This is a genomic window from Achromobacter colocynthidis, from assembly GCF_057334535.1.
This window is the reverse complement of record NZ_JBHFIZ010000028.1, coordinates 110,181-130,874: the sequence shown is the minus strand read 5'-3', so window position 1 is coordinate 130,874 and position 20,694 is coordinate 110,181. Positions and strand designations below refer to the sequence as shown.

The following is a 20,694-nucleotide window of genomic DNA, read 5'->3' as shown; positions in this document are numbered from 1 at the left end:
GGCATGCACTGCGCAGCGAGCGGCGCATGTTCAAGATCGAACGCACTCACGTCACCAAGGCGGGCACCGTAATCTACCGAGCCAGCAAAACGGACTGCGGTAAGTGCGCGATGAAGCCGCAATGCTGCCCCAATACGCCGATGCGCAAGATCGCTCGCAGCATTCACGAGGATGCACGCGATGTAGCCAGGCGTATCGGCGCCACCGTGCAATACCAGCGCTCACGTCACGAACGAAAGAAAGTCGAGGTGCTGTTTGCACACCTCAAACGTATTTTGAAGATCGACCGCTTGCGGTTGCGCGGACTTACTGGTGCAGCAGACGAATTCACGCTTGCAGCAGCCGTTCAGAACCTACGTCGTCTTGCGATGCTTACCTCTCCGGGACCACCGGTTCAGGGCACAGGTGCGCCCAGTTGAGGCGAAACCCACCGATTAACAAGGCAACCGGGCATCAGTACCCGGTTCCAATCGAAAAAATGGCGAAAGCCGCCAAGTCATCGGCCTTGTAAGCGCGACCAATCGCGACGAGCAATCGAGTTTTTCAACAGAATCGGCCGGTTGCAGACCTTGGTAGCCGTCCGCTTCCGGCAAGCGTTCGTAGTCCCGCGTCAAACGCCTGAAGCGATTGTCCAACCGAAACTGCGCTCGACCACCCAACGGCGCGGTAGCAGCACAATACCTTTCTTGCAATCAACAACATGGGTATCAGTTTCGCCCCGTTAGCATCGGCTCAACTGCATTCCCGTTCTGCCCCTGCACCCAAGATGGAAGCCACCGTGACCGAACCCACCACCATTGAAGTTTCAGCCGAAGCCGCGTCTCATAAGGGCAAATTTTTCCTGATCGACGCCAGCTTCTTGGGAAACGGCAGGGTTCCCGGCATAGAAATCGCCAACGAACCGAAGCTGATCGATCCGGGGATGAATGTCGTCTCGCGTCCTAATGGAATGCCAGATCAGTATCCGGAGCGTCCGCACCTGGTTCATGTACCGGAGAAGGGCGGAATGCCACGCGATCTGGAAGAGCTCGCTGGCATATGGATTGTGTCGGAGCCGTTGAAGCAACTGTTTGAGCAATTGGACGCCGAGGCGTTTGCATTTGTGGCATGCGACTTCAGCCTTGCTGACGGCAGCCCCGCCCCTCAATACTACCTAGGCAATGTGCTGCGCACACTCGATGCCCTGGATGAAGCCGCTTCTCGCGTGAGGATCAAGCTCGACCACAATTATCAGACTGGCGAGGACGAGAAGCTTTATAGCCTCGTTGGCGGAGCCAGCTTGGTGTTCAAACAGGACGTTGTGGGAGATGCCCATATCTTCCGCCAGGATCGCTTGGGAGCACCTCCCATCTGCGACCGCGCGATGTTTGATGCATTGAGTGCGGCCAACTTCTCCGGCGTACGGCTGCGCGATGTGGCCGATATTTAGAGCTGATACGGGAGGGGAGGGTTATGGCCGCATCGGGACCCCAAGCGGCCACGCTCGGATGTCGGTGCGGTGACGCGAATGCTCGCTTTTCATCTATGGTGTCAGACTGCAAAATCATAGATACCCCATCCGAGGAATCCGACATGACATCGCAGCCACAACGCTTCCTGGATCATCTCGCCGCTCATGGCTGGACGGTGCTGCGGACCACGCCCACCTTGACGCCAGCGGCCGCGCCGGGCGAAGCGTACGGCTATGGCGCTTTCCTGGCGTCATTCACCGAATTGCACAACGCGAACCAGACACGCTGGTTCCTGAGCGCAGCCGACCATGACTGCACGGCGGACAGCGCCTTTCCCTGGCACACCCTGCGCGATATCAGCCTGGAGGCCGCGCTGGACGACGCCGGCCGGCAGGCGGTCTTTGACTTCTGGCAACAGCACACGCCGATCTACATGAGCGTTGCTGGAGATTACGAATTCCTGGCGATAGACCGCGACTCGGGCCGCATCGTGCACGGCATCGAGCCGGAGTTCGAGGACACCCGCGACATCGCCCCGAATCTCGCGGCCCTGTTCGAAGACATGATTGCGGGCCGCGCCACGGCGGCGCTACTGGCGTAACGTCGTATGCAACAGCCTACGCAGCCCCATATGCCGCCCGATCTAAAGGCATATACCCACGACGATATTCCTGCTCAGGAAGCTTGGTTGGACTGTGCAACCGCCGACGGTGGCCGGCTGCGCGTGGTGTTGCTTGCGGCCGATCAGCTTTCACTCTAGCCACTGCGGATTCCAGACAATTTCCCAGAGATGTCCGTCGGGGTCCTGAAAGTACCCCGAGTAACCACCCCAGAACGTGTCGTGCGGTGGCTTGACGATCGTTGCCCCCGCCGCACCGGCCTGAGCCATGACAGTGTCAACTTCGACTTTTGATGAGACATTGTGGCCAAGCGTCATCTGGGTCGGATTGAACGGCGCTGTCGTCAATCCTGTGTCGTGAGAAATGCTCCTCCGCGGCCAGAGCGCCAAACGCAGGCCGGACTGCAAATCTAAAAACACAACGGCGCCGTGCTCGAATTCCGTGCCTACGATGCCGTCGGTAGAAAGGCCTAACCCATCCCGGTAGAAGCTCAACGACACGTCAAGATCTTCAACGCCTAGAGTGATAACGGTAACTCGTGGCTTCATGTTCGTGCCTCCGTTTGAGTTGCGAGTTTATCTCGGCCGTCTCTCAGTAGCGAGGGGAGTCGCGGATGTCCAACTATCTATCCGTTATCCCTCTGCCCAGCTACTTCTTCTGGGTCGGCCTCGTACTAACGCAGGCATCGCACGATCAACCGCTCACAGAGCCGTGGACTACGGCGGTTTTGACGATGGCTGCCATCTTCGAATTCCTACGCTTGGAAGAATCGCTTGGGGCGGCATGAATCAAGGGCGCATGACTGTTCGCCGTCCATGATTTCCTCGCTGGCTAGATGGCCGACTATGGCCGCCAACGTAACGCCGGGGTGCATTGCGCAAACGTATACGCCGGCGATTTTGGGTAAGTAACCAATGATAGGGATGCCATCGGCAGGTATGGGCCTGAATCCGACGCAGGCCACTTCCGTAGCTAGGTGAGCAACACCATGGAGTTCGTTCTGAATCGCCTTAGCCGTTCGTAGCGCTATCGCTGCTGGCTGGTTTTCCAAAGCGTCGTCCAAGTAATCTTCTGCCGCCAGCAACGCGCCGTCCGAGCTTTGCCTGACTTCCATTTCCGAGCTGGAGATCAGGGTTTGGACGAGGTTGAGGGGTGCCTTATAGCGAATGAAAATCGCAGGAGACGCTTCTATCGGAACAGGCGCTTCAAGCATCTCTGTCAGCTTCGCGGTGCCTGTACCGGCGGCCAGTACGACAATATCGGCCTCAATGATGCCGATGGCGGTTTTAACTCCCGTCACGGCTGCACCTTGGTTTTGGAAGCCGAGAACGCGTGTCTGGGTGAAAATCCTGGCCCCATTCGCCCGGGCTCCTGCGATCAACGCATGCGTTGCCTCCACCGCATCCAGCGCCCCTTCATCGGCGGCGTAGGAAGCAGATTGCGGAGGGTGCTTGAGTTTCGGCTCAAGGTCGATAATCCGCGATCGGGACACCACGGTTTTCGAAACCTGGTTATCCGATCCCGGCGGCAATTCGCTTGAGCTCGCGCTGTAGGATAAAGCGCCGGTCCATCGAACCTTCAGGCCAGGAAGCTGCGTTTCAAGGCGACGGTACGCTTCGATTGCGGTGCCGCGTAATGGTGCGATTGGGTCGGATTCGTGGTGCGAGGCGTTGATCCATGCGAACGAGGTTCCCGTCACACCTGAGGCGATGCCTTCCGCCTCAACCACGGTGACCTTCGCGCCTTTAGCTGCCAAGTGATACGCCAGTGACGCGCCTACGATGCCGGCACCGATGACAACGACTCGTTTGGTCAGATCATTTTCCACGTCAACGTCCTTTCCGTGGATCTGGGGCTAGCGGGTACACAGGGGTGGAAACATGTATTCGTGAAGCTCACTACGGGGCTTTCATCTCCTTCTCCTTCTCCTTCTCCTTCTTCTCCTTTTTTTCTCCATCGTAATGGGACTTGATGGCGAGATACATGCCCGTGCCCAACACGAGGAGCTTGAACGTACCAAAGACTACAGGGACCCAGAAATTCATCATTTCCTCAAAGCGCTGATGCTACAACTAGACGGTCAAAGTTTACCGTCAAGCGCCATACAAACTGTTGAACTGTTCGATTTGTCTGTCTTTTCTGACCAGCGCAGTTTGGACAAAAAAACCACGTATCAGATAAGGCATGTCTCTTCCACTGCGCCTAAAAAAACGAACGCGTGGAGGCCCGCATTGCGCTTCGTTCCGCCGCTTCGTTCCGCGTTATGTGAGATTCAATCCGCCATCGGAAAGCAAGATCTCGCCGGTCAAATAGTTGGATTCAATCAGCATGGATACCGCTTGTGCAATATCGGCCGGGCTCGCCGCCCGCCGCATCGGCGCGCGCTCTCGCCACAACTGCTGAGCCTGCGTCCAGTCAGCGGTCAACGGCGTATCCACAAGCCCAGGGGCGACGGCATTCACACGGATATCAGGGGCAAGTGAGACCGCGAGCAAGCGCGTGACATGATTCAGCGCCGCCTTTGTCGCGGCATAAGGGATGGAAGCCCCTTTGGGACGAACGCCCGCATGCGAGCTCACGTTAATCACGCAAGCAGGCACGCCATCAGCGGCAGACGCCCGCAGTGCGGCCTGCGCTTCCGCAACGATACGAAACGGCGCAATGACATTGACCTCGTACAGCTCGCGCCAAATGTCAGGGGTGGCGGCTTCCATATCGGCATGGGGAACCACGCGGCTGATTCCTGCATTGTTCACGACCACGTCCAAACGACCCCATTGCGCGACAGCTTCTTGCACCAGCCTTATCCGGTCTGCATCGACAGCGAGGTCTGCCTGCACATAAGCAGCCAGCCCCAGCTCACGCGCCATGGAGATGCCTGCATCCACAGAGCTACGCGAATGCAAAACGACAGCATAGCCATCCTGGGATAGCCGGCGCGCTATCGCATTTCCAATGCCTGAAGTCGACCCTGTGACGAGAGCAACGCGCTGTGGTTTAGGCATAGAGAAATCAAATGAAGTTGAAAAGGGGTTTATATACCGCGCGCGGAATCCTCCATGGACTCCGCCAGCGCCTGGGCGGCTTCGCCGAAGAATCCGCTGCGAGCGACCACCAGGAAGATGCGTACGTCGTTCTATTCCATGTCTATCTCGTACGTACAAAAATGTACGTGAAATATGCATTGATGTCAGTGGTCGAACAACATTGTTTGGATCATCATGCGCTCCGTGACGAATGTCCTTGCGAACCGGCTGTGCGCCCACGCCCAGGCACGTCTGATTTGGAGCCTCAAGATATGAATACTGAAACCCGGCCCGCAGGAGCGCTCGAAGCCGCGTTTGCGTCATCCGAACGCGCCGCTGCGAGGAACGTTGGGACGGCAGCCCCTGACCCCCGTCGCTGGCTCGCCTTGGCCGTCCTCTTGACTGGCACGCTCCTGCCACCTTTGGACTTCTTCATCGTCAACGTGGCGCTACCTGCCATACGGACGGACCTGCAAGCGTCGTCCGACGTCTCGCAGTTGGTGATCTCGGTGTACGCCGCTGCCTATGCCGTCACGCTGATCTTGGGCGGTCGTCTGGGTGATCTTTATGGCCGCAAGCGGGTGTTTATCGCCGGCATGCTCGGCTTTGGCGTCGCGTCGGCGTTGTGCGGACTGGCGCCGTCGCCGGGCTTGCTTGTCGCCGGCCGGCTGCTGCAAGGGATATCCGCAGCGATCATGGCGCCGCAATCATTGGCATCAATACACGCCATCTTTCCGGCAAGCGAGAAGAATCGCGCGCTGAGTCGATATGGCGCAACCTTCGGCTTGGCCTCGGTGGGCGGTCAATTGCTCGGCGGTGTGCTGGTTTCGACCAGCCCGTGGGGGCTGGGGTGGCGCAGCGTCTTTTTGATCAACCTTCCCATCATCATCCTTGCCATTCCGGCTGCAATGATGTTGCTGCGTGAAAGTCGCGCCGAACGTTCGCCACGCTTGGACGTGCCGGGGGCGGTGCTGCTGGCGATTGGCTTGCTGGCGCTCGTGGTTCCGCTTATCGAAGGGCAGCAACATCACTGGCCGTGGTGGTGCATCGTGCCGCTGGCGTTGAGCATGCCGTTGCTATGGCTTTTCTGGCAGTACGAAAAGGCAGAGGAGAGCGCCGGCAGAACTCCGCTGGTTCTGCCATCGCTTCTGGCCGTGCGTGGGTTGCGACGCAGTTTGGCATCAACGTTCTTCTTCTATGCGCTTGCCGCATTCTTCCTGGTGTTCGCGGTGTACGAACACACCGGCCTGGGCCACGATGCATTGACGGCCGGCCTGGCCATCCTGCCGCTGGGCATCGGATTTTTCCTGGGCCCACTGTGCAGCCCGCACATCGCTCGGCGAATGGGTTCACGCACCGCCGGGTTTGGCATGGCTCTGGAGGTGCTCGGTCTGGTCATGGTCGCAGCGCTGGCGCTGGCCGGTGCGTCGTCGTGGCTGGCGTTGCCCTTGTTTCTGATTGGCGCCGGGCAAGGCATCGCTCTTCCTGCGCTGGTGCGCTTGAACGTGGACCATGTGGAAACACGCTGGGCCGGGCTGGCCTCGGGCTTGGTAAACGCCACCTTGCAGATCAGCGCCGCCGTAAGCGTCGCCTTGTTCGGCGGTCTATTCATCGCGATCGCGCCTGATGGGGCAAGCGCTCAGGACGTGCAGCTTGGATTTGCGGTGGCTTCATTGGCGATAGGCGCGTCCCTGGCGCTGGCCGCCGCACTAAGTTGGAAACGCCAGGAAAAATGAAAAATCGAGAATCCTTTTGCATCGTGGATGCATGCTTCCAAGAGAACACTCTGTGATGAACACTGCCTTGTAGCTAAGGGTCTTCCCCGGACGCTCGTTCAGGGCTCCAGCAATTTCATTGAGCTTGGCTTGCGAGTCTCTTTGCATGGCATGGCGCAAATCCGCGCAGAACTAACCCAAACTCTATTTGGGGGACACTGTGGCGACGGACGACGCTAAGCAACGTAAAATGCCAGGCTTCCAGCCTCTACATGCTTCCCTTATGAACCTTGAACGACTACGTCGTGAATTTCCCGACTACGACATAACAACCCTGCCGACCCTACCCGAAGGGTATGTCGACGCATCGAGCTACATCGATGCCGCGCCTTCATTCGAGAACGCGGAGCGCGGTTTGAAGGTGTATGTCGACTACGCCAACTACGCCGACCGCGAATCCGGCCGGAGCCAACGCTTCTGTGTTTCGCGCTACGACGAGGAAGATGAGGACGTCGTCCTGTCGACGAACGATTGGGCCGAGGTCCTTCGCTTCCTGGCCGCCTGAACGGGGATCAGAGCCTGAAGCTGCGGGACTTGTTCGGTGGTAATCACTTGCGGCACGCACGCTGCAGCGCCATGCCACCCAAAACCCAGCTACGGCTGCACCACCATCCAAGCCACCATCCGACGCACGACGGGCAATAAAAGCAAAAGACTGGGAAACGCCACGACCCACGAGGCCGCCCAGGCGTTGGGCCACGTGGTGATGAACCCCCGGCCCAAGCCCACGCTTGTGGCGGTCGCTACCGCTGAGACGATGGCCGACATGAACACGGAAAGAATCAATGGCATCAAGAAGCGGGCATAGCTCTGCGGAAGTTTTCTGAAGATCGCTCTTGGCGAATTTTTAGGCATATCCGTATTCCTTATGTCCGATTGCCGATCGCCGGTTCTTTCTCGGCGATCAGGTCTTTGATGTATTCGCGCAATGAACGCGGTTCTCGCCCCAGCGCAGCCCGCAGCGCAAGACTGTTTCCCCCCAGTCCAACGGCCTGATAGTGGTCGAACACTTTAGCCAGCAGAAGCAGTTGGTCTTCGCCATAAGGAAGCCGCGCATGCGCTGCCCACTCACTGAAACCAGGCTGTAGCGCCGCGACCGGATATCCCAACGCTTCCGACAGGGTGGCCACGATGTCCATGCGGCTGAACATGCCGGCGCATAGCTCCAAGGTCGCGTAGGCCAGCCTGTCGTCGGTCAAGGCGACGGCGGCAATCTCCGCGACATCGCGATAGTCCACGCGAGCGATTCTTGTGTTCTTGGGAAAGGGTTCGCCGAAGCAGGCATGGTCGCGGATCGACGGCCAGGCCAAGCCTATGTTCTGCATGAAGTTGGCGGGGTGCAGGATCGTATATTCCAGCCGGGACGAGTAGAGCGCGTTTTCTACCGGTATCTTGCTGGCGTGATTCGCCAAGCGCGTGTTGGTCGGCTGGATGACCGACGAAAACACGAACTTCCGTACCGAGCTCTGCTGCGCCGCTTCGACCAGGGCGACACCCATTGCCGCTTCGTCGGACGTAAAGGCGGGGCCAATATGGAAGATGCCGTCCACGCCCGGCATGGCCCTGGTAAGGCTCTCGGTATCGCGAAGGTCTCCCAGGGCGATCTCTGTCACGCCCAGCGAGCGGGCGACCGCTGCGCCTGCCTCGTCGCGGACCAGCGCGCGGACCACGACGTTGCGCCGCCTTAATTCCGGGACGATCATGCGTGCGAATTTGCCTGTGGCCCCTACGACCAACACGACGGGTTGCGTGCATTCCACCGGCTTCTCCTGCGGATAGGTGAATGAGTGAAAGCAGTGTAATTTCTCGCGTGTAGTGGAACAATGCTTCAAAAAACTGAAGCTGAATCACGATATCCGAGAGAAATATGAGCCGCCTCGAAGACCTTGAAGCCTTCATCCATATTGCCGAAGCGGGAAGCCTGACGAAGGCGGCGCGCCGCCTCAATCGCACGCTACAGGCCGTTAGTCGTTCCCTTGCCGCGCTGGAGGAGGACGTGGGCGTTCAGCTTGTTCACCGCACCACGCGGCATGTCGCGCTAAGCGAAGCCGGCGAGACATTTTTTCGCCGGGTGAAGCCGGCGCTGGAGGAAATAGGCGAGGCTCGGCTGGAAGTGGCCGATCGCCGCACGGCGCCGTCAGGCACATTGCGCGTGGGGGCCCCCATCCTGTTCGGCCCCGACTTCCTGGTTCCGATCATCGCGGAATACATGCGCGCGTATCCGCAGGTCGAGGTGGATCTGCAATTGACGGATGCTTTTGTGGATTTGTCTGGCGCGGGCCTGGATCTGGTTGTTCGGATCGGCGACCTGCCCGATTCCGGCTTGCAAGGGAAACGGCTGGGGGCGCTACGCAGGGTCGTGTTTGGCGCGCCGTCCTATTTCGAACAGCATGGCCGCCCGGTGCATCCTTCGGACTTGCGCCAGCACGCCTGTCTTGTCAGGACTGTCGATCAGCGTCCCGGGCAGTGGGCTTTTCAAATCGACGGGAAGCCGCGCAATGTCGGGGTCCGTGGGCCATTTCGCACGAATACGATGGCGGCGATCTATTCCGCGGCAAGCGCCGGGCTGGGCATCGGTTATTCGCCGATGTGGCAGATCAGGCATCTTTTGGACACGGGGCAGGTGGAAACCATACTTGAGGACTTCGAGCCCAAACCGGTGCCTATCCATGCACTCTGGCAAGAGAACAGGCTGCCGCCCGCCAAGGTGCGCGCTTTTGTTGATTATCTGGCGACACGATTGAAGCTGGATCATCTATAGGTTGGTCGGCACCGATCGCAGTGCGTCATGCCTGCGCCGATCACGCAGGCCAACGCCCAAGGTCAGCAATAACGCCGTGGCCAAGAACCCACCTGCCAGCCAAAGATTGGCGGTGAGACCGAATCCATCCACGACTTGGCCGCCGCTCCACGATCCCAACGCAATCCCGATATTGAAAGCGCCCACATAGAGCACAGTGGCGACCTCGATGGCGCGTGGCGCAAGGGGTTGCCGCGTTGGACCTGTTGCTGCGTGGATTTTTGGTGCAGCGATAGCCCTAGGGGACGGGGTGATTCTCCCGTGTGATCACCACGTCCCATTAATCACCACGTCCTGTCTCAGGCGCCTGTTTTCCCGCTACCCGCTGGTTCCATCGGTGTACATTCCCCAACGCTTTCAATGCCTCGCTTGGTCCATCAAGACCCGCGTTTGGCGTTAAGCGTTCGGCAATTCGACTGACGGTATCCATCACCCATGCATTCCAAGCTACGTCGCAAGGCAATCAGCGTTCTTTTCGTTTCTATCGGCATGAGCAACGCGTTGGCGATTGCGGCGGACAATGCGTCAGATCCAGCGGTCACGGATCCGAATTTTCAGCTGGCTCCCGGCTATCTGCCCAAAGAAAGCTTACCCAACAGCCTGGAATTGCTTGGTCCGCCGCCTGCCGCGAACAGCGCCGCCTTGGCGCGCGACGAAGAGGCGAGGGCGGCGGCGGTTCCGTTGCGAGGGTCCGCGCGTGCGAAGCTGGCGCGCCTGGATGCGGACCTGCAATTTCCGCAACCCGCCAAGAATTTCTCATGCGCCATGGGCGTCGATATCAGCGAAGCGCATACGCCGCATCTGTATACGTTGATGCAGAAGGTGCTGACCGACGCGGGGCTGTCCACTTACGGTGTCAAGAACACCTACAACCGCGTTCGTCCGTTTGTCGTCCACAACGAAGGCACGTGTTTTCCCGAGCAGGAATCCTTGCTGCGCACGGATGGCTCTTACCCTTCGGGCCACACGGCGGCGGGTTGGGCCTGGGCGCTGGTGCTGGCCCAGATCAACCCCGAGCGTGCCGACCTTCTGTTCCGGCGCGGACTGGAATTCGGGCAAAGCCGCGTCATCTGCAACGCGCATTGGCAAAGCGATGTGGACGCGGGGCGCACGATGGGCGCGGCAACCGTTGCCGTGCTGCAAAACAACCCCGAATTCATCGCCGACCTGAATGCCGCGCGCAAGGAAGTGCAAGCGGCGAAGGCCGGGCATTCCGGCCCCGGCACGGACTGCGCGGGGGAGCCATGAAACGGGTTGCTCATTCTCTGATTGCCCTGAGCATGGCGTTTGGGATGTGCCGCGTTGCGCTTGCCGATAGCAGCCTGCCGGTCAGCCCCTTGATGAGCAAGCAGCCGGACTCGTCGCCCGCCCAGTGGCGTGTCACGGCAAGCCCCTACCTATGGGCGTCCGGAATCTCGGGCAAGGTTGGCCAGTTCGGGCAACCTGCAGCCAAGATTGATTCCAGTTTCAGCGACATCGTCAGCGACTTGGACTTGGCTTTCATGGGCGCTATCGAGGCGCGCTACCAGCGCTTCAGCCTGGTTGGCGATGTGATGGTTACGGAGCTGTCGGCGCGGGGAAATACGCCCTTTGGCCGTCTCACCAGGCGCGTCGACATCGCCAGCACATCGTTCTCCGGGTTCTTTGGCGCGGGGTACGAGGTGCTGGAAAGCGACAAGGGCCATCTGGACGTGATTGGCGGCGGGCGGCTCTGGCACGCCAGCACCAAGCTCTCGTTGAAGGGCGGCGCGCTGGATGGCCGGGGCGAGCGCGACAGCGCGACGTGGATCGATGCGGTGGCGGGTTTGCGCGGCCAGTACGCGCTGAGTGAACACTGGAATCTGACCGGTTGGGGTGTGGTTGGCGCGGGGCAGGCCAAGCTTGACTGGGACGCTACGGCGGCGCTTGCTTATCAGTTCAAGTCGAATTTCTCGGCGGTACTGGGCTATCGGGCGCTTGGCGTCAACTTCAATCGGAACGGCTTCGTCTACAACGTTGTTCAGCAGGGACCCATCCTGGGGCTGTCCTACCAGTTCTGAATGCGCGCGGCTTATTTCGCGCGCGGCGCAGGGCTGTGCGCGGAGAAGTGGCTCGACAAGACGTTGTTGCTGTCGATGGGAGAAGCGGCGTGGCGGCATCGTTCCCGGGCTTCGTCAGGCGCCACGCCAAAACGCGCGATGAACGCCTTGCGGAAGCGGGTCATGTCTTGGAAACCAAAATACGCGGCCACCTGGCTCACCGAATGCCTGGCAAGGCGGGGGTCGACAATGCGGGCATAGGCCGCGTCCAGGCGTTTGGTCTTGATGACGTGGGCGATACCGCCCAGCTCGGAAAAGACACGGTATAGATGGGCGCGCGACACCCTGAACCGTTGCATGAGCAGAGCGGGGCCTAGCTCGGGCTGCGCCAGGTGACGTTCGATATAGGCAAGGACGCGCGCGCGCAACGCCTGGCCCAACACGGATTCCGGTCCACTCTGAAGGGGCGCCGCGTTCACCAGTCCTGCGGAAAGCAGGGCGGTCAGGGCCTCCAGCGCGGCGACGTCTTCGCTTGCCGATAGTTGCCCCGACACTGCATGGAAGCCGCAGAGGTAGTCTCGAAGCAGACTCGTCATCGGCTTGTGCGCATCCAGGACCAGACCGTGAATATCGCGAGCGCCCAGCACCTTGTCGATGCTGGCGCGCGGAATCGTCATGGCCAGGCGTTCGCCGGCATCCACCTGGCATTGATAGGGGCGGGCCAGATCAATGAAGCAGATTCCCCCAGCCCCCGCCACGACGTCACGCTTGTCAAAATCACCGTGTATGGAACCCGCAACCACCACATGGACCAGATAATGATCCAGCCCGCTGCGAGCAATGGTGGCGGGGTCGCGCTTGTAGTGCTGCGCGTTGAAGGTCGTTGCGCCCAGCGTCAAGCCGCCTAGATGGCGGATCCGCATGGTGCCCTCTAGTAGGGCTTGCTTGGCGGTGGATAGCGGTGTGGTGTCGCAGAAAGGTCGAGTGACCTCGCGCCAGTACTCGTTGCGTAGCGAGGGCTCGATGGCGTCAGTGGAGATGAACGTTTCTGCGAGGGTCATGCCGACGTTTTACCCTGAGTGCTTGCCCAGCGCTATTGCGCAACGCGCTGGGGTTCGGGAAAGCGCCAACTGCCGTCAAGAATCTGTTCTTCAGGCTGATAAAGCCTGATCGTGGTGTTCCAGCCGGGCATGATGGGCAGGCAGTTTGCAATCTTGCCGTCGCAGCCGCCGTACTGGATGACTATCGAGCCGTCGGCGCTTTTAACGGCGGTCAGGCTATTCAGCGAGTAAGCGTCATAGGGATTCTTCTGGAAGTAGCCGTCGGCGTTGTACACGCTAACGGACCAGAAGCTCTTGACCGGTACGTGGCCGACTTCAAGCCGATACACGCCCGTGCCGTCATTGTTTGGCGCCGTCCAGCCCAGATATGTGGCGTCCTTGGCCGGGTTGCCGCCCCAGCCCGTTGCCGTACCGATCAGGTGCTGGATGGGGTCAACCTTGTCCTTTGTGCCGAATGCCTGGTTGTAGTTCGGGATGGTCGAGCCCAGCACCAGCAGGGCATCGCGTACCTTCTTCTGGCTTGCCTGATCCCACTTGGGTACAACGAATTCCCCAACCCGGGCCTGGCTTACCGAAATGGCATCCTGAAGCGCGTGTACCTGCTGGATATCCTTCGGGTTGACGGGGTCGACCAGCGTGCGTATTGCCACAAAAACATAGCGCGTGCCGACCGATTCCTTGCTTAGCGTATGACGTCCAGCGCCGTAGAAGACGGCCGGCACGTAGTGGTCTTGGCTGACCACTTGCATCGACATGAACCGCTTGCCGGCGTCGGGCAAGGTGATGGTGACGGCGCCGGCATCCAGATCGAATACCGCGCCTGAATACAGCGTGTCCCGATTCATGCGGATGACGTTCTGCGCATCCACGGCCGCGGGCTCGCGGCTATGGACAAAGCGCCCAAAGCTGCCGTCGGCCACGATCTTAGCCATATAGAGATCGGTCTCGGCCCGGACAAAGTTATCGACGCCCACGATGGTTGCCGACTCCGGGGAAGTCTGCGCGTTTGCCGTGCCAAGCATTGCGATCGTCAGCGCGACGATCCTTAAGGCCGATGGATATGACATGGACGTCCTTCAATAATTTCGATTTGATGCCACAGCCGGGGGGGCTGCCGAGCCGGACTGTACAAGAACGTAGGGCGGCGGGCTTGCCATTTGATGCCAATGACGCGGGGCGGGATCACGCCCCTGCAACGACGGTGTTGACCACTACTGCGACCACTACTGCGACCACTACTGCGACCACTACTTCGGCCACTACCTTCGCAACCCCCGCTACAACCCTGGCGGGATCAAGCGTCATTGCGTAGCGCGGCGCGAAAACGTGAGGGAGCCAGCCCCGTCCAGCGCTTGAACGCACGCGTGAAATGCGCGGGGTCGCTGTAGCCCACCATGTACGCGATTTCCGTGGCGGAGTATTTGCGCAGCGCAATCAGCCGAAGCGCCTCGCATCGGCGCGTCTCGTCGTGCAGGGCATCAAAATCGACGCCGCTGCGTTTAAGGCGGCGTTGCAGGGTGCGCGCCGACATTCCGATCTCTCTGGAAATCGAAGCGAGCTTGGCCTTGTCTTGATCGGATAGGCGCTCGATGAGCAGGCCCGCCGTGTCTATCGTGGACTGCAACGCCGTGGTGATCTTGCTGGCGTCGTCCTTCAGTGTGCGCAGCGGGCGGTCGAGCAGATCACGGTCAAACTCGATCATGTTGTAGTCGGCGCCCGTCACGATGTTTGGCCCCAGGCAGGCTTCAAGCGCGTCGTCGCCACGGGCGCGGGTCGCCGTCAGGTGCACCCGGATGGCCGAAGCACTGCCGGCCATCAGCGGAATTTTTCGAAGCACGGCCAGGCTGCCCAAAATGAACTGCCTGGGGTCCTCGTCAAGCCGTCCGGTGAAGTGGTGAATCAGCCTGGTGCTGCGGCCTTCCGTGACGATGTCGACTTTGCCACCCTGGTGCAGCATCTCCGCGTGCGTGGCGGCGCGGGCGCACGCCTGGGCGATGTTGACCGAATCCATGACCAGGTCTCCCCATACGCCAAGGGAGCGCAGCTCCGTCAACTGGCCCACATGGGCGCCAGCGTAGGGGTCCTGCGCCACGTTCGCCATTTCATTTGAAATGCGAAAGCACGAGGTGCGGGGAAGCCAGATATCGGGGTTTTGGAATATGTTCGGCGAGATGCCCAGGCGTTGGAAGAACTCCAGGGGATACACGCCCCGACTCGCCAGGTAGGGCGCCATCTGCAAAAAACTGCGAAGCTTGATGGATGGCGTGGGATGCGAATTGGCTTCAGACACAGAACTAGAACTACCCGCTTGACGTGAATTCCTGGCCGAATTTACATCGGGGCTTTCGCGAACCCACGCAAAAGTTCTTCTGGTGAGACAGATCGCGGCAAATCATGAGACATTCGCGGCGATCTTGCGGGACGTAAGTAGACCCGCCGTACCCCAAGGCATTACGGGCTAGGCAAGCTCGAAAGTCGATGCACGCCCACTGCTTGCATTCTCTTTAACGCGTTCAGTGATGCGCTCTTGCACAAGTCGGGCAATCTCTTCCTTCTCCGCCGGCGTCATCGCCTCATATTCTTCTTTTGAGATGCCTAGCGACCGCAGCGTCATTTCAAAAAAGCGCTCTTCGGCGGACATGCTCACAAAATCGTGCAGCTCTTGTTCAGCGGCAGACAGGGGGGCAGGGGGCTTGCCCGTCTTGAATCGGTCCATATTGCGCTGGGTTTCTTCCAGCGTGTCAGCGAACGAGGCATCGGACGCGCTGGATCGGCCTTGTTTGGCCAATGACGCGCCAAGGCCCATGGTCGACAGTTCAACTCTGTTCATGGCTGTACCTATTCTTCCGGTTGACTAGCAGAACATTGAACGACATTCGACATCGGCCCAAAAGGCCGAACTCGGCATTCTTTTCCACTCACCTGTGCGGTAAAGATCGCGACCCCTTCTTTTTATGGCGCCAAATGGCAAGCTTGCCGTGATACGCCCGGCTACAGTACGGCGCGTCGAGGCGGGCGCGTTCGTGCATCGGTACGTATCACCAAACCAAGGGTTTCCAAGTTCATGGCAAGTCACAAAGATATGAAATCTGTCGGCCACCGACTGGCTCACTGCCTGCGGTCGGCGGCGCTGGTGTTTGTCTGCGCGTTCGGTCCAACGAGCGCTTACGCCGATTCCGCACTGGCGATCCGCAATGACTCCGCTACCGCGCTGCAACAGCTTTACGCTGTCGAACCCAGCACGAAAGAGCTGGGCGAGAAAGCGGTGGCCGTTCTGGTTTTTCCCAAGATATACAAGGCGGGCTTTCTTGTCGGCGGCGAGCATGGGCAAGGCGCCTTGTTCAAGGGTAAGAACGCTATCGGTTACTACGAAATCTCCGCGGTGTCCTTGGGGCTTCAAGCCGGCGCCCAGACCTTTGGCTATGCGCTTTTCTTCATGAACCAGAAGTCGCTGAATTATCTTGAGAAGAGCGATGGATGGGCATTGGGAAGTGGCCCGAGCTTGGTGGCGTGGGATAAATCCGTGGCTTCAACGGTGTCTACCACGACCTTGTCGCAGGACGTTTTTGCCGTGCCTTTCGGTGCCCAGGGATTGATGGCGGGCATGGGTCTTGAAGGTTCCAAGATTACCAATATCAGGCCCTGAGAGTGTTTGGGGGGACTGTCTGCGCGGTACCGATTTCCCCCGGGTTGATGCGGCCGAGGATATGAAAACCTACCCACACTTGGTGGCTTGCGAGCAGTGCGACAGTGTGTACCGTCGCAGCACGTTGGCGGCGGGCGAGGTGGCGCGATGCAGTCGATGCGAAGCCGTACTCGAACGCGCCAATCCGCGGGATGTGGACGGGTGGTTGGCCTTGACCATGACGACAGCGGTCGTCTTTCTGATTGCGAACGTCTGCCCGATAGTACGCATCAGCCTGAATGGCATGCATCGAGAGGCAACCCTGTGGGAATTCGCCTGGGCATTGGCAGAAGGAAGCGTGGCGCCGCTTGCGGTGGTTGCCGCGCTGGTGATCATCTTGGTGCCGCTTGCACAGATCTCGCTGCTCTCCTGGGTGCTGATACCCGCGCGTGTTGGCCGCCGTGCCCCAGGCTTTGCCCGCGCCCTGCGGATGCTGGCTCGCTTGCGGCCATGGAGCATGGTCGAGGTTGGCATCCTGGGGATCCTGGTGGCGATCATCAAGCTGATCAGTCTGGTTGAAGTCTCGCTCGGCGCGGGTGTCTGGGCGACCGCGACCCTTATGGTGCTGATCACCCTGATTGCCCACCGGGACCTGTCTTCGCTTTGGAGTCTGACCGAAGATGCGTCGGCATTGCCAAGGGGACGCGCGGCATGAGCAGGCCGCCATTCGCAAGCGAGTTGTCGATGGTGGGTTGCCACACCTGTGGCTTGGTCTGCGAGCACAGATCCACGCCCGGACACACCGTCCTGTGTCCGCGCTGTGGCTCGGCGCTTCATCAACGACGCCCGAACGCCATTGCTCGCGCCTGGGCGCTGCTTCTGGCGGCCGTCATCTGCTACATCCCCGCCAACCTGATGCCGGTCATGCACACCAGTTTGCTGGGCAGGGGCAGCAGCAGCACCATCATGGAAGGCGCCGTGGAGTTCTGGACGTCTGGTTCCTATGGCATCGCGCTCGTGATTTTCACGGCAAGCGTGGCGGTACCCTGCGCGAAATTCCTGATTCTTGGTCTGTTGCTCGCGACTGCCCAGCGGCGTAGTCGGTGGGCGATGCGAGAGCGCGCCAAGTTGTACCGCCTGGTTGAGTTTGTTGGGTACTGGTCGATGCTTGATGTGGTGGTGGTGGCGGTCGTGGCTGCGTTGGTGCAATTCCAAGGTCTCACCGATATATCGCCGCGCGTCGGCATCTTTTTCTTCGGCATGGTCGTCATTTTCACCATGCTTGCAGCCATGTCGTTTGACCCCAGACATATTTGGGATGGTGAAATCAATGGTGGTGATGAATGATTGATTCCTCCCGGGACCCTCAAGGGCTTGGTGTTCCCACGGTGATTCCTCGTAGAAAATGGCGGCTCTCGCTGGTCTGGCTGGTACCCATGATCGCAGCGTTGGTCGGCCTTTCCATGCTGGTGCAAACCTGGATGACAGAAGGCCCAGTCATCAACATCACGTTCCGTACCGCAGCGGGTCTCGAAGAGGGCAAGACCCTTGTGAAGTACAAGGACGTGAACGTAGGCACGGTGACGGTAATCGGCCTTAGCGAAGATGGTTCCGGGGTGGTGGCCACGGTGTCGCTGGATAAGGATGCGGCGAGCCTGGCGCGTCAGGACTCGCGGTTTTGGGTGGTGCGACCGCGCATCGGCATCGATGGGGTTTCCGGCGTGGATACGCTGCTGTCGGGCGCATACATCGGCGTGGATCGCGGGCAATCGACGGAACCCGAAAAGGAATTCACCGGCCTGGAAAGCCCTCCCACCGTCATAGGCGACACGCCTGGCCGTTCGTTCATTCTGCATACCGAAGATCTCGGCTCGTTGGACGTCGGATCCCCCGTCTATTACCGACGCATTCAGGTTGGCCGTGTTGCGTCGTATCAGTTGGGCGAGGATGGCAAGGCGGTCGCCTTGCGGCTCTTCATCAATGCGCCTTACGACCGCTTTGTCACCACGGTGACGCGCTTCTGGAACGCCAGTGGCGTTGATGTTTCGCTTGGCGCGGACGGGTTCAAGCTGCAAACGCAGTCGATCGCCACCATTCTGGCTGGGGGCGTTTCCTTCGGCGCGGCCCTGGGTCTGACCGGCGAACCCGCGGCGGCGGACGCAACGTTTGAATTGGCCAAGGATCAGCAGGCAGCCCTGGCTCCGCCTGACGGGCCCTCGCAGTCCGCCTATCTGGTCTTCGAGCAATCCTTGCGGGGGCTGGCCATCGGCGCGCCCGTGCAGTTCGATGGCATGGACCTGGGCAAGGTCGTCTCCATCAAGCCGGATTACGATCCCGTCAGGCGTCGCTTTCAATCCCAAGTCGGCATCGTGATTTATCCGCGGCGGCTGGATGAGATCATGGAAAAAATGCCGACTTCCGGCGGTACCGAGGAAGACCGGCTGGCGCATATGCTGCAAGAAATGGTGGACCACGGCCTGAGGGCGCAGGCAAGAACGGGAAACTTGCTGACAGGCCAGCTTTACATCGCGCTCGACTTCATACCGAATACGCCAAAGGTGGCCTTTGATGCGCAACGCCGTCCGCTGACGCTACCCACCGTCAGCGACAGCTTCGATCAACTGCAAGAGCGGGTCGCCAGCATTGTGGGCAAGATTGACAAGATGCCGCTGGACAGCATGGGGCGCAATCTGGATGCGTCTTTTGCCAACCTGAATAAAGCGCTGCTGCAGGTGAACAGCCACGTCTTGCCGCAGGCCACGCAGACCCTGCGCCAGACGCAACAAGCCATAGGCGCCGCCCACGGCATGCTCGCCGAAGACGCGACGTTGCGACAAAGCCTGGGACAGACCCTTCAGGAGATTCAGCGCGCCGCTCGTTCAGTACGCACATTGACCGACCTTTTGAGCCGATACCCTGAGGCAATGGTGCAAGGCCGCCCCAAGAACGCCACGTTCGAGGCGCTCGGAGCACCCCCCGCCAGCACCAAGGAGACTCCCCGGTGATGATCCGATCCATTCGATTCAGCCTGTTCGTTCTGACATTGGGCCTGGCTGCTTGCACCACTTCCGCACCGGTTCGCCATTACACCTTGCTACCCGCCCAGGAGGATGTCCGGCCTCAGCGGGCACAGGCAAACTTGGTGGTTGAAGTGCTGCCCGTGGCGGTGCCGGAGTATCTGAATCAGCCCCAACTCGTCGTGAGACAAGACGACAGCGGCATGCTCGCCGTCCTGGATGACGAACGGTGGTTGGGGCCCTTGGACGACGAAATACGAAATGCGTTGTCGGCACGGTTGCTGGATCACCTGGGCATCCAGGACGTCGCCGGCTTGTCATGGCCAGGCGACGTGCAGGTGATCAGGGTGAAATTGCAGATTCGCCGGCTTGACGCCTGGCCGGGAAAGCGCGCGCAGCTTGAAGCAGCCTGGACCCTGGGGGATGCGCGTGACCCTGCTGGCGCCAGGCTGGTTTGCCAAGGCCGTTTCGAGCAACCCGCGGCCGCTGGGTATCCCGCGCTCGTCCAAGCGCAGCAGCGCTTGATTGCCGCGCTGGCCGATCAGGTGGGCCATGACGCGACGACATGGTCGGCCTCGCGCCAGTCGACATGTGGGCTTTCGCCGGTGCCGTAGGCACGGCTTCTTGCTATGGCTGTTCCAGTGGCCACACTTCAACCACGCCGTGGGCAACGGCGCAGGGTGTTCTGGACACCAGATCGATCGCCTCGGCCAAATCAGCGGCTTCGATGATGGCGAAGCCGGCCACCGGCAAGGGTGAGCGCATATAGGCTTCGTTCGTCGTTTCAACACGAACCGCCTCGGTATTGCGTACCTGGACCGGGGCGCCCGCAATGCCCATCAATACTCCCTTATCCCGAAGTTTCTGGTCGTGCGCGTGCGCGGCGTTTCTGACGCTGAGCGGGGTGCGGTCATAGCCCGCTTGGTCTCCATATCCGATGGTGATGAACTTTGGCATGAATCGCCTCCTGACGTTATTCCCTATTGGGGTTATTCCCTGTCGGGATTTTCTTGAATAGGTGGGGTGATTTCGGGTAAATAGCTGGGCAGTCGGCTGAATGGGGACACAGTTAAAAAACCGCGGTATCCCCTAAATTTCCCCCCTGGGTCTGCCGATAACAGGGGTAGTCGGCGCGCGGTTTTGTAATCAGTCAGGCAAGTTCCAGAGCACGGAATTAATAGCCAACATTCCCCATGTTTGCTTCGCCTGTCGTGGAACGTCCGATTCACTGTCCTGGCCAGCAATAAACCTTTGTACGCCGGGCTTGCTTACGTCAACAACCCTCTCACCCGAGACATTGC

The 20,694-nt window shown here is 59.9% G+C and carries 23 protein-coding genes and 1 pseudogene; 13 read left to right on the top strand and 11 right to left on the bottom strand.

Translation table 11 applies throughout. The features are described 5' to 3' along the window. Positions 1-419: transposase (locus ACE04A_RS12490; RefSeq protein WP_485820165.1), on the top strand; the 419-nt coding region annotated here is incomplete at its 5' end. Positions 420-593: 174 nt separating this feature from the next. Here the strand turns inward: ACE04A_RS12490 and ACE04A_RS12485 are convergent. After that, positions 594-694 (bottom strand): annotated as a pseudogene (locus ACE04A_RS12485) (transposase); the annotation flags it as partial. Between the two features lie 84 nt (positions 695-778). Between ACE04A_RS12485 and ACE04A_RS12480 the strand changes: the two are divergent. Both ACE04A_RS12480 and ACE04A_RS12475 read left to right on the top strand, forming a co-directional pair. Continuing rightward, the gene (locus ACE04A_RS12480) at positions 779-1,429 is read left to right on the top strand and encodes an imm11 family protein (protein ID WP_448715616.1); all 651 of its coding nucleotides are present in this window, start codon (positions 779-781) and stop codon (positions 1,427-1,429) included. A 143-nt stretch (positions 1,430-1,572) separates the two neighbouring features. Then, positions 1,573-2,052: a hypothetical protein gene (locus ACE04A_RS12475; RefSeq protein ID WP_485820164.1), complete on the top strand. Its 480-nt coding sequence runs from the start codon at positions 1,573-1,575 to the stop codon at positions 2,050-2,052. Between the two features lie 150 nt (positions 2,053-2,202). Here ACE04A_RS12475 and ACE04A_RS12470 read toward each other — a convergent pair whose 3' ends face one another. From ACE04A_RS12470 to ACE04A_RS12460, 3 genes are all read right to left on the bottom strand, one after another. Beyond that, complete coding sequence (locus tag ACE04A_RS12470) at positions 2,203-2,619, bottom strand: VOC family protein (protein ID WP_279997147.1); 417 nt, start codon at positions 2,617-2,619, stop codon at positions 2,203-2,205. Between the two features lie 206 nt (positions 2,620-2,825). Continuing rightward, positions 2,826-3,899: an NAD(P)/FAD-dependent oxidoreductase gene (locus tag ACE04A_RS12465; protein WP_448715618.1), complete on the bottom strand. Its 1,074-nt coding sequence runs from the start codon at positions 3,897-3,899 to the stop codon at positions 2,826-2,828. A gap of 433 nt (positions 3,900-4,332) precedes the next feature. After that, entirely contained in the window at positions 4,333-5,076 is a 744-nt protein-coding gene (locus tag ACE04A_RS12460) for an SDR family NAD(P)-dependent oxidoreductase (protein WP_448715619.1), read from the bottom strand. An 11-nt stretch (positions 5,077-5,087) separates the two neighbouring features. On the opposite strand from ACE04A_RS12460, the gene ACE04A_RS12455 reads away from it, so the two are divergent. Next, complete coding sequence (locus tag ACE04A_RS12455; RefSeq protein ID WP_448715620.1) at positions 5,088-6,833, top strand: MFS transporter; 1,746 nt, start codon at positions 5,088-5,090, stop codon at positions 6,831-6,833. Between the two features lie 262 nt (positions 6,834-7,095). Beyond that, positions 7,096-7,377, top strand: coding sequence for a hypothetical protein (locus tag ACE04A_RS12450; RefSeq protein WP_259248673.1), 282 nt, complete (start codon positions 7,096-7,098; stop codon positions 7,375-7,377). An 89-nt stretch (positions 7,378-7,466) separates the two neighbouring features. Here the strand turns inward: ACE04A_RS12450 and ACE04A_RS12445 are convergent, their stop codons facing one another. Together ACE04A_RS12445 and ACE04A_RS12440 are read right to left on the bottom strand one after the other, a co-directional pair. Further along, complete coding sequence (locus ACE04A_RS12445) at positions 7,467-7,727, bottom strand: DUF2798 domain-containing protein (RefSeq protein ID WP_259248671.1); 261 nt, start codon at positions 7,725-7,727, stop codon at positions 7,467-7,469. Positions 7,728-7,738: 11 nt separating this feature from the next. After that, positions 7,739-8,632 (bottom strand): NmrA/HSCARG family protein, encoded by an 894-nt coding sequence (locus ACE04A_RS12440; protein WP_448715622.1) that lies wholly within the window; start codon positions 8,630-8,632, stop codon positions 7,739-7,741. A 107-nt stretch (positions 8,633-8,739) separates the two neighbouring features. On the opposite strand from ACE04A_RS12440, the gene ACE04A_RS12435 reads away from it, so the two are divergent. From ACE04A_RS12435 to ACE04A_RS12425, 3 genes are all read left to right on the top strand, one after another. Continuing rightward, complete coding sequence (locus ACE04A_RS12435; RefSeq protein WP_448715623.1) at positions 8,740-9,633, top strand: LysR family transcriptional regulator; 894 nt, start codon at positions 8,740-8,742, stop codon at positions 9,631-9,633. Positions 9,634-10,161: 528 nt separating this feature from the next. After that, positions 10,162-10,920, top strand: coding sequence for an acid phosphatase (locus ACE04A_RS12430; protein WP_448715624.1), 759 nt, complete (start codon positions 10,162-10,164; stop codon positions 10,918-10,920). After that, positions 10,917-11,711 carry a DUF481 domain-containing protein gene (locus ACE04A_RS12425; protein ID WP_448715625.1) on the top strand — a complete coding sequence of 265 codons (795 nt, stop codon included), beginning with the start codon at positions 10,917-10,919 and terminating at the stop codon, positions 11,709-11,711. The genes ACE04A_RS12430 and ACE04A_RS12425 overlap by 4 nt, the downstream gene beginning before the upstream one ends. Before the next feature lie 11 nt (positions 11,712-11,722). Here the strand turns inward: ACE04A_RS12425 and ACE04A_RS12420 are convergent, their stop codons facing one another. From ACE04A_RS12420 to ACE04A_RS12405, 4 genes are all read right to left on the bottom strand, one after another. Continuing rightward, complete coding sequence (locus ACE04A_RS12420; RefSeq protein WP_259248663.1) at positions 11,723-12,751, bottom strand: AraC-like ligand-binding domain-containing protein; 1,029 nt, start codon at positions 12,749-12,751, stop codon at positions 11,723-11,725. 32 nt (positions 12,752-12,783) lie between these two features. Further along, positions 12,784-13,818, bottom strand: a complete 1,035-nt coding sequence (locus tag ACE04A_RS12415; RefSeq protein WP_448715626.1) for a DUF1254 domain-containing protein — start codon at positions 13,816-13,818, stop codon at positions 12,784-12,786. 227 nt (positions 13,819-14,045) lie between these two features. Further along, the gene (locus ACE04A_RS12410; RefSeq protein WP_448715659.1) at positions 14,046-14,984 is read right to left on the bottom strand and encodes a helix-turn-helix domain-containing protein; all 939 of its coding nucleotides are present in this window, start codon (positions 14,982-14,984) and stop codon (positions 14,046-14,048) included. A 225-nt stretch (positions 14,985-15,209) separates the two neighbouring features. Next, a complete protein-coding gene (locus tag ACE04A_RS12405) occupies positions 15,210-15,581 on the bottom strand; it encodes a hypothetical protein (protein WP_448715627.1) in 372 nt (123 codons plus the stop codon). A gap of 234 nt (positions 15,582-15,815) precedes the next feature. Between ACE04A_RS12405 and ACE04A_RS12400 the strand changes: the two genes are divergently transcribed. The 5 genes from ACE04A_RS12400 (at position 15,816) to ACE04A_RS12380 (ending at position 20,007) form a co-directional block, all read left to right on the top strand. Beyond that, positions 15,816-16,397 (top strand): lipid-binding SYLF domain-containing protein, encoded by a 582-nt coding sequence (locus ACE04A_RS12400; protein WP_438857759.1) that lies wholly within the window; start codon positions 15,816-15,818, stop codon positions 16,395-16,397. A 139-nt stretch (positions 16,398-16,536) separates the two neighbouring features. Further along, positions 16,537-17,091 (top strand): paraquat-inducible protein A, encoded by a 555-nt coding sequence (locus ACE04A_RS12395; protein WP_485820167.1) that lies wholly within the window; start codon positions 16,537-16,539, stop codon positions 17,089-17,091. Continuing rightward, on the top strand, positions 17,088-17,723 hold the full coding sequence (locus ACE04A_RS12390) for a paraquat-inducible protein A (RefSeq protein ID WP_259248653.1): 636 nt from the start codon (positions 17,088-17,090) through the stop codon (positions 17,721-17,723). Before ACE04A_RS12395 ends, ACE04A_RS12390 begins: the two co-directional genes overlap by 4 nt. Continuing rightward, positions 17,720-19,381 carry a PqiB family protein gene (locus ACE04A_RS12385; RefSeq protein WP_448715628.1) on the top strand — a complete coding sequence of 554 codons (1,662 nt, stop codon included), beginning with the start codon at positions 17,720-17,722 and terminating at the stop codon, positions 19,379-19,381. The genes ACE04A_RS12390 and ACE04A_RS12385 overlap by 4 nt, the downstream gene beginning before the upstream one ends. Beyond that, positions 19,381-20,007, top strand: coding sequence for a PqiC family protein (locus ACE04A_RS12380; protein ID WP_448715629.1), 627 nt, complete (start codon positions 19,381-19,383; stop codon positions 20,005-20,007). The genes ACE04A_RS12385 and ACE04A_RS12380 overlap by 1 nt, the downstream gene beginning before the upstream one ends. A 13-nt stretch (positions 20,008-20,020) precedes the next feature. On the opposite strand, the gene ACE04A_RS12375 is transcribed toward ACE04A_RS12380, so the two are convergent. Then, positions 20,021-20,350 carry a YciI family protein gene (locus ACE04A_RS12375; RefSeq protein ID WP_259248648.1) on the bottom strand — a complete coding sequence of 110 codons (330 nt, stop codon included), beginning with the start codon at positions 20,348-20,350 and terminating at the stop codon, positions 20,021-20,023. Between the last annotated feature and the right edge of the window lie 344 nt (positions 20,351-20,694).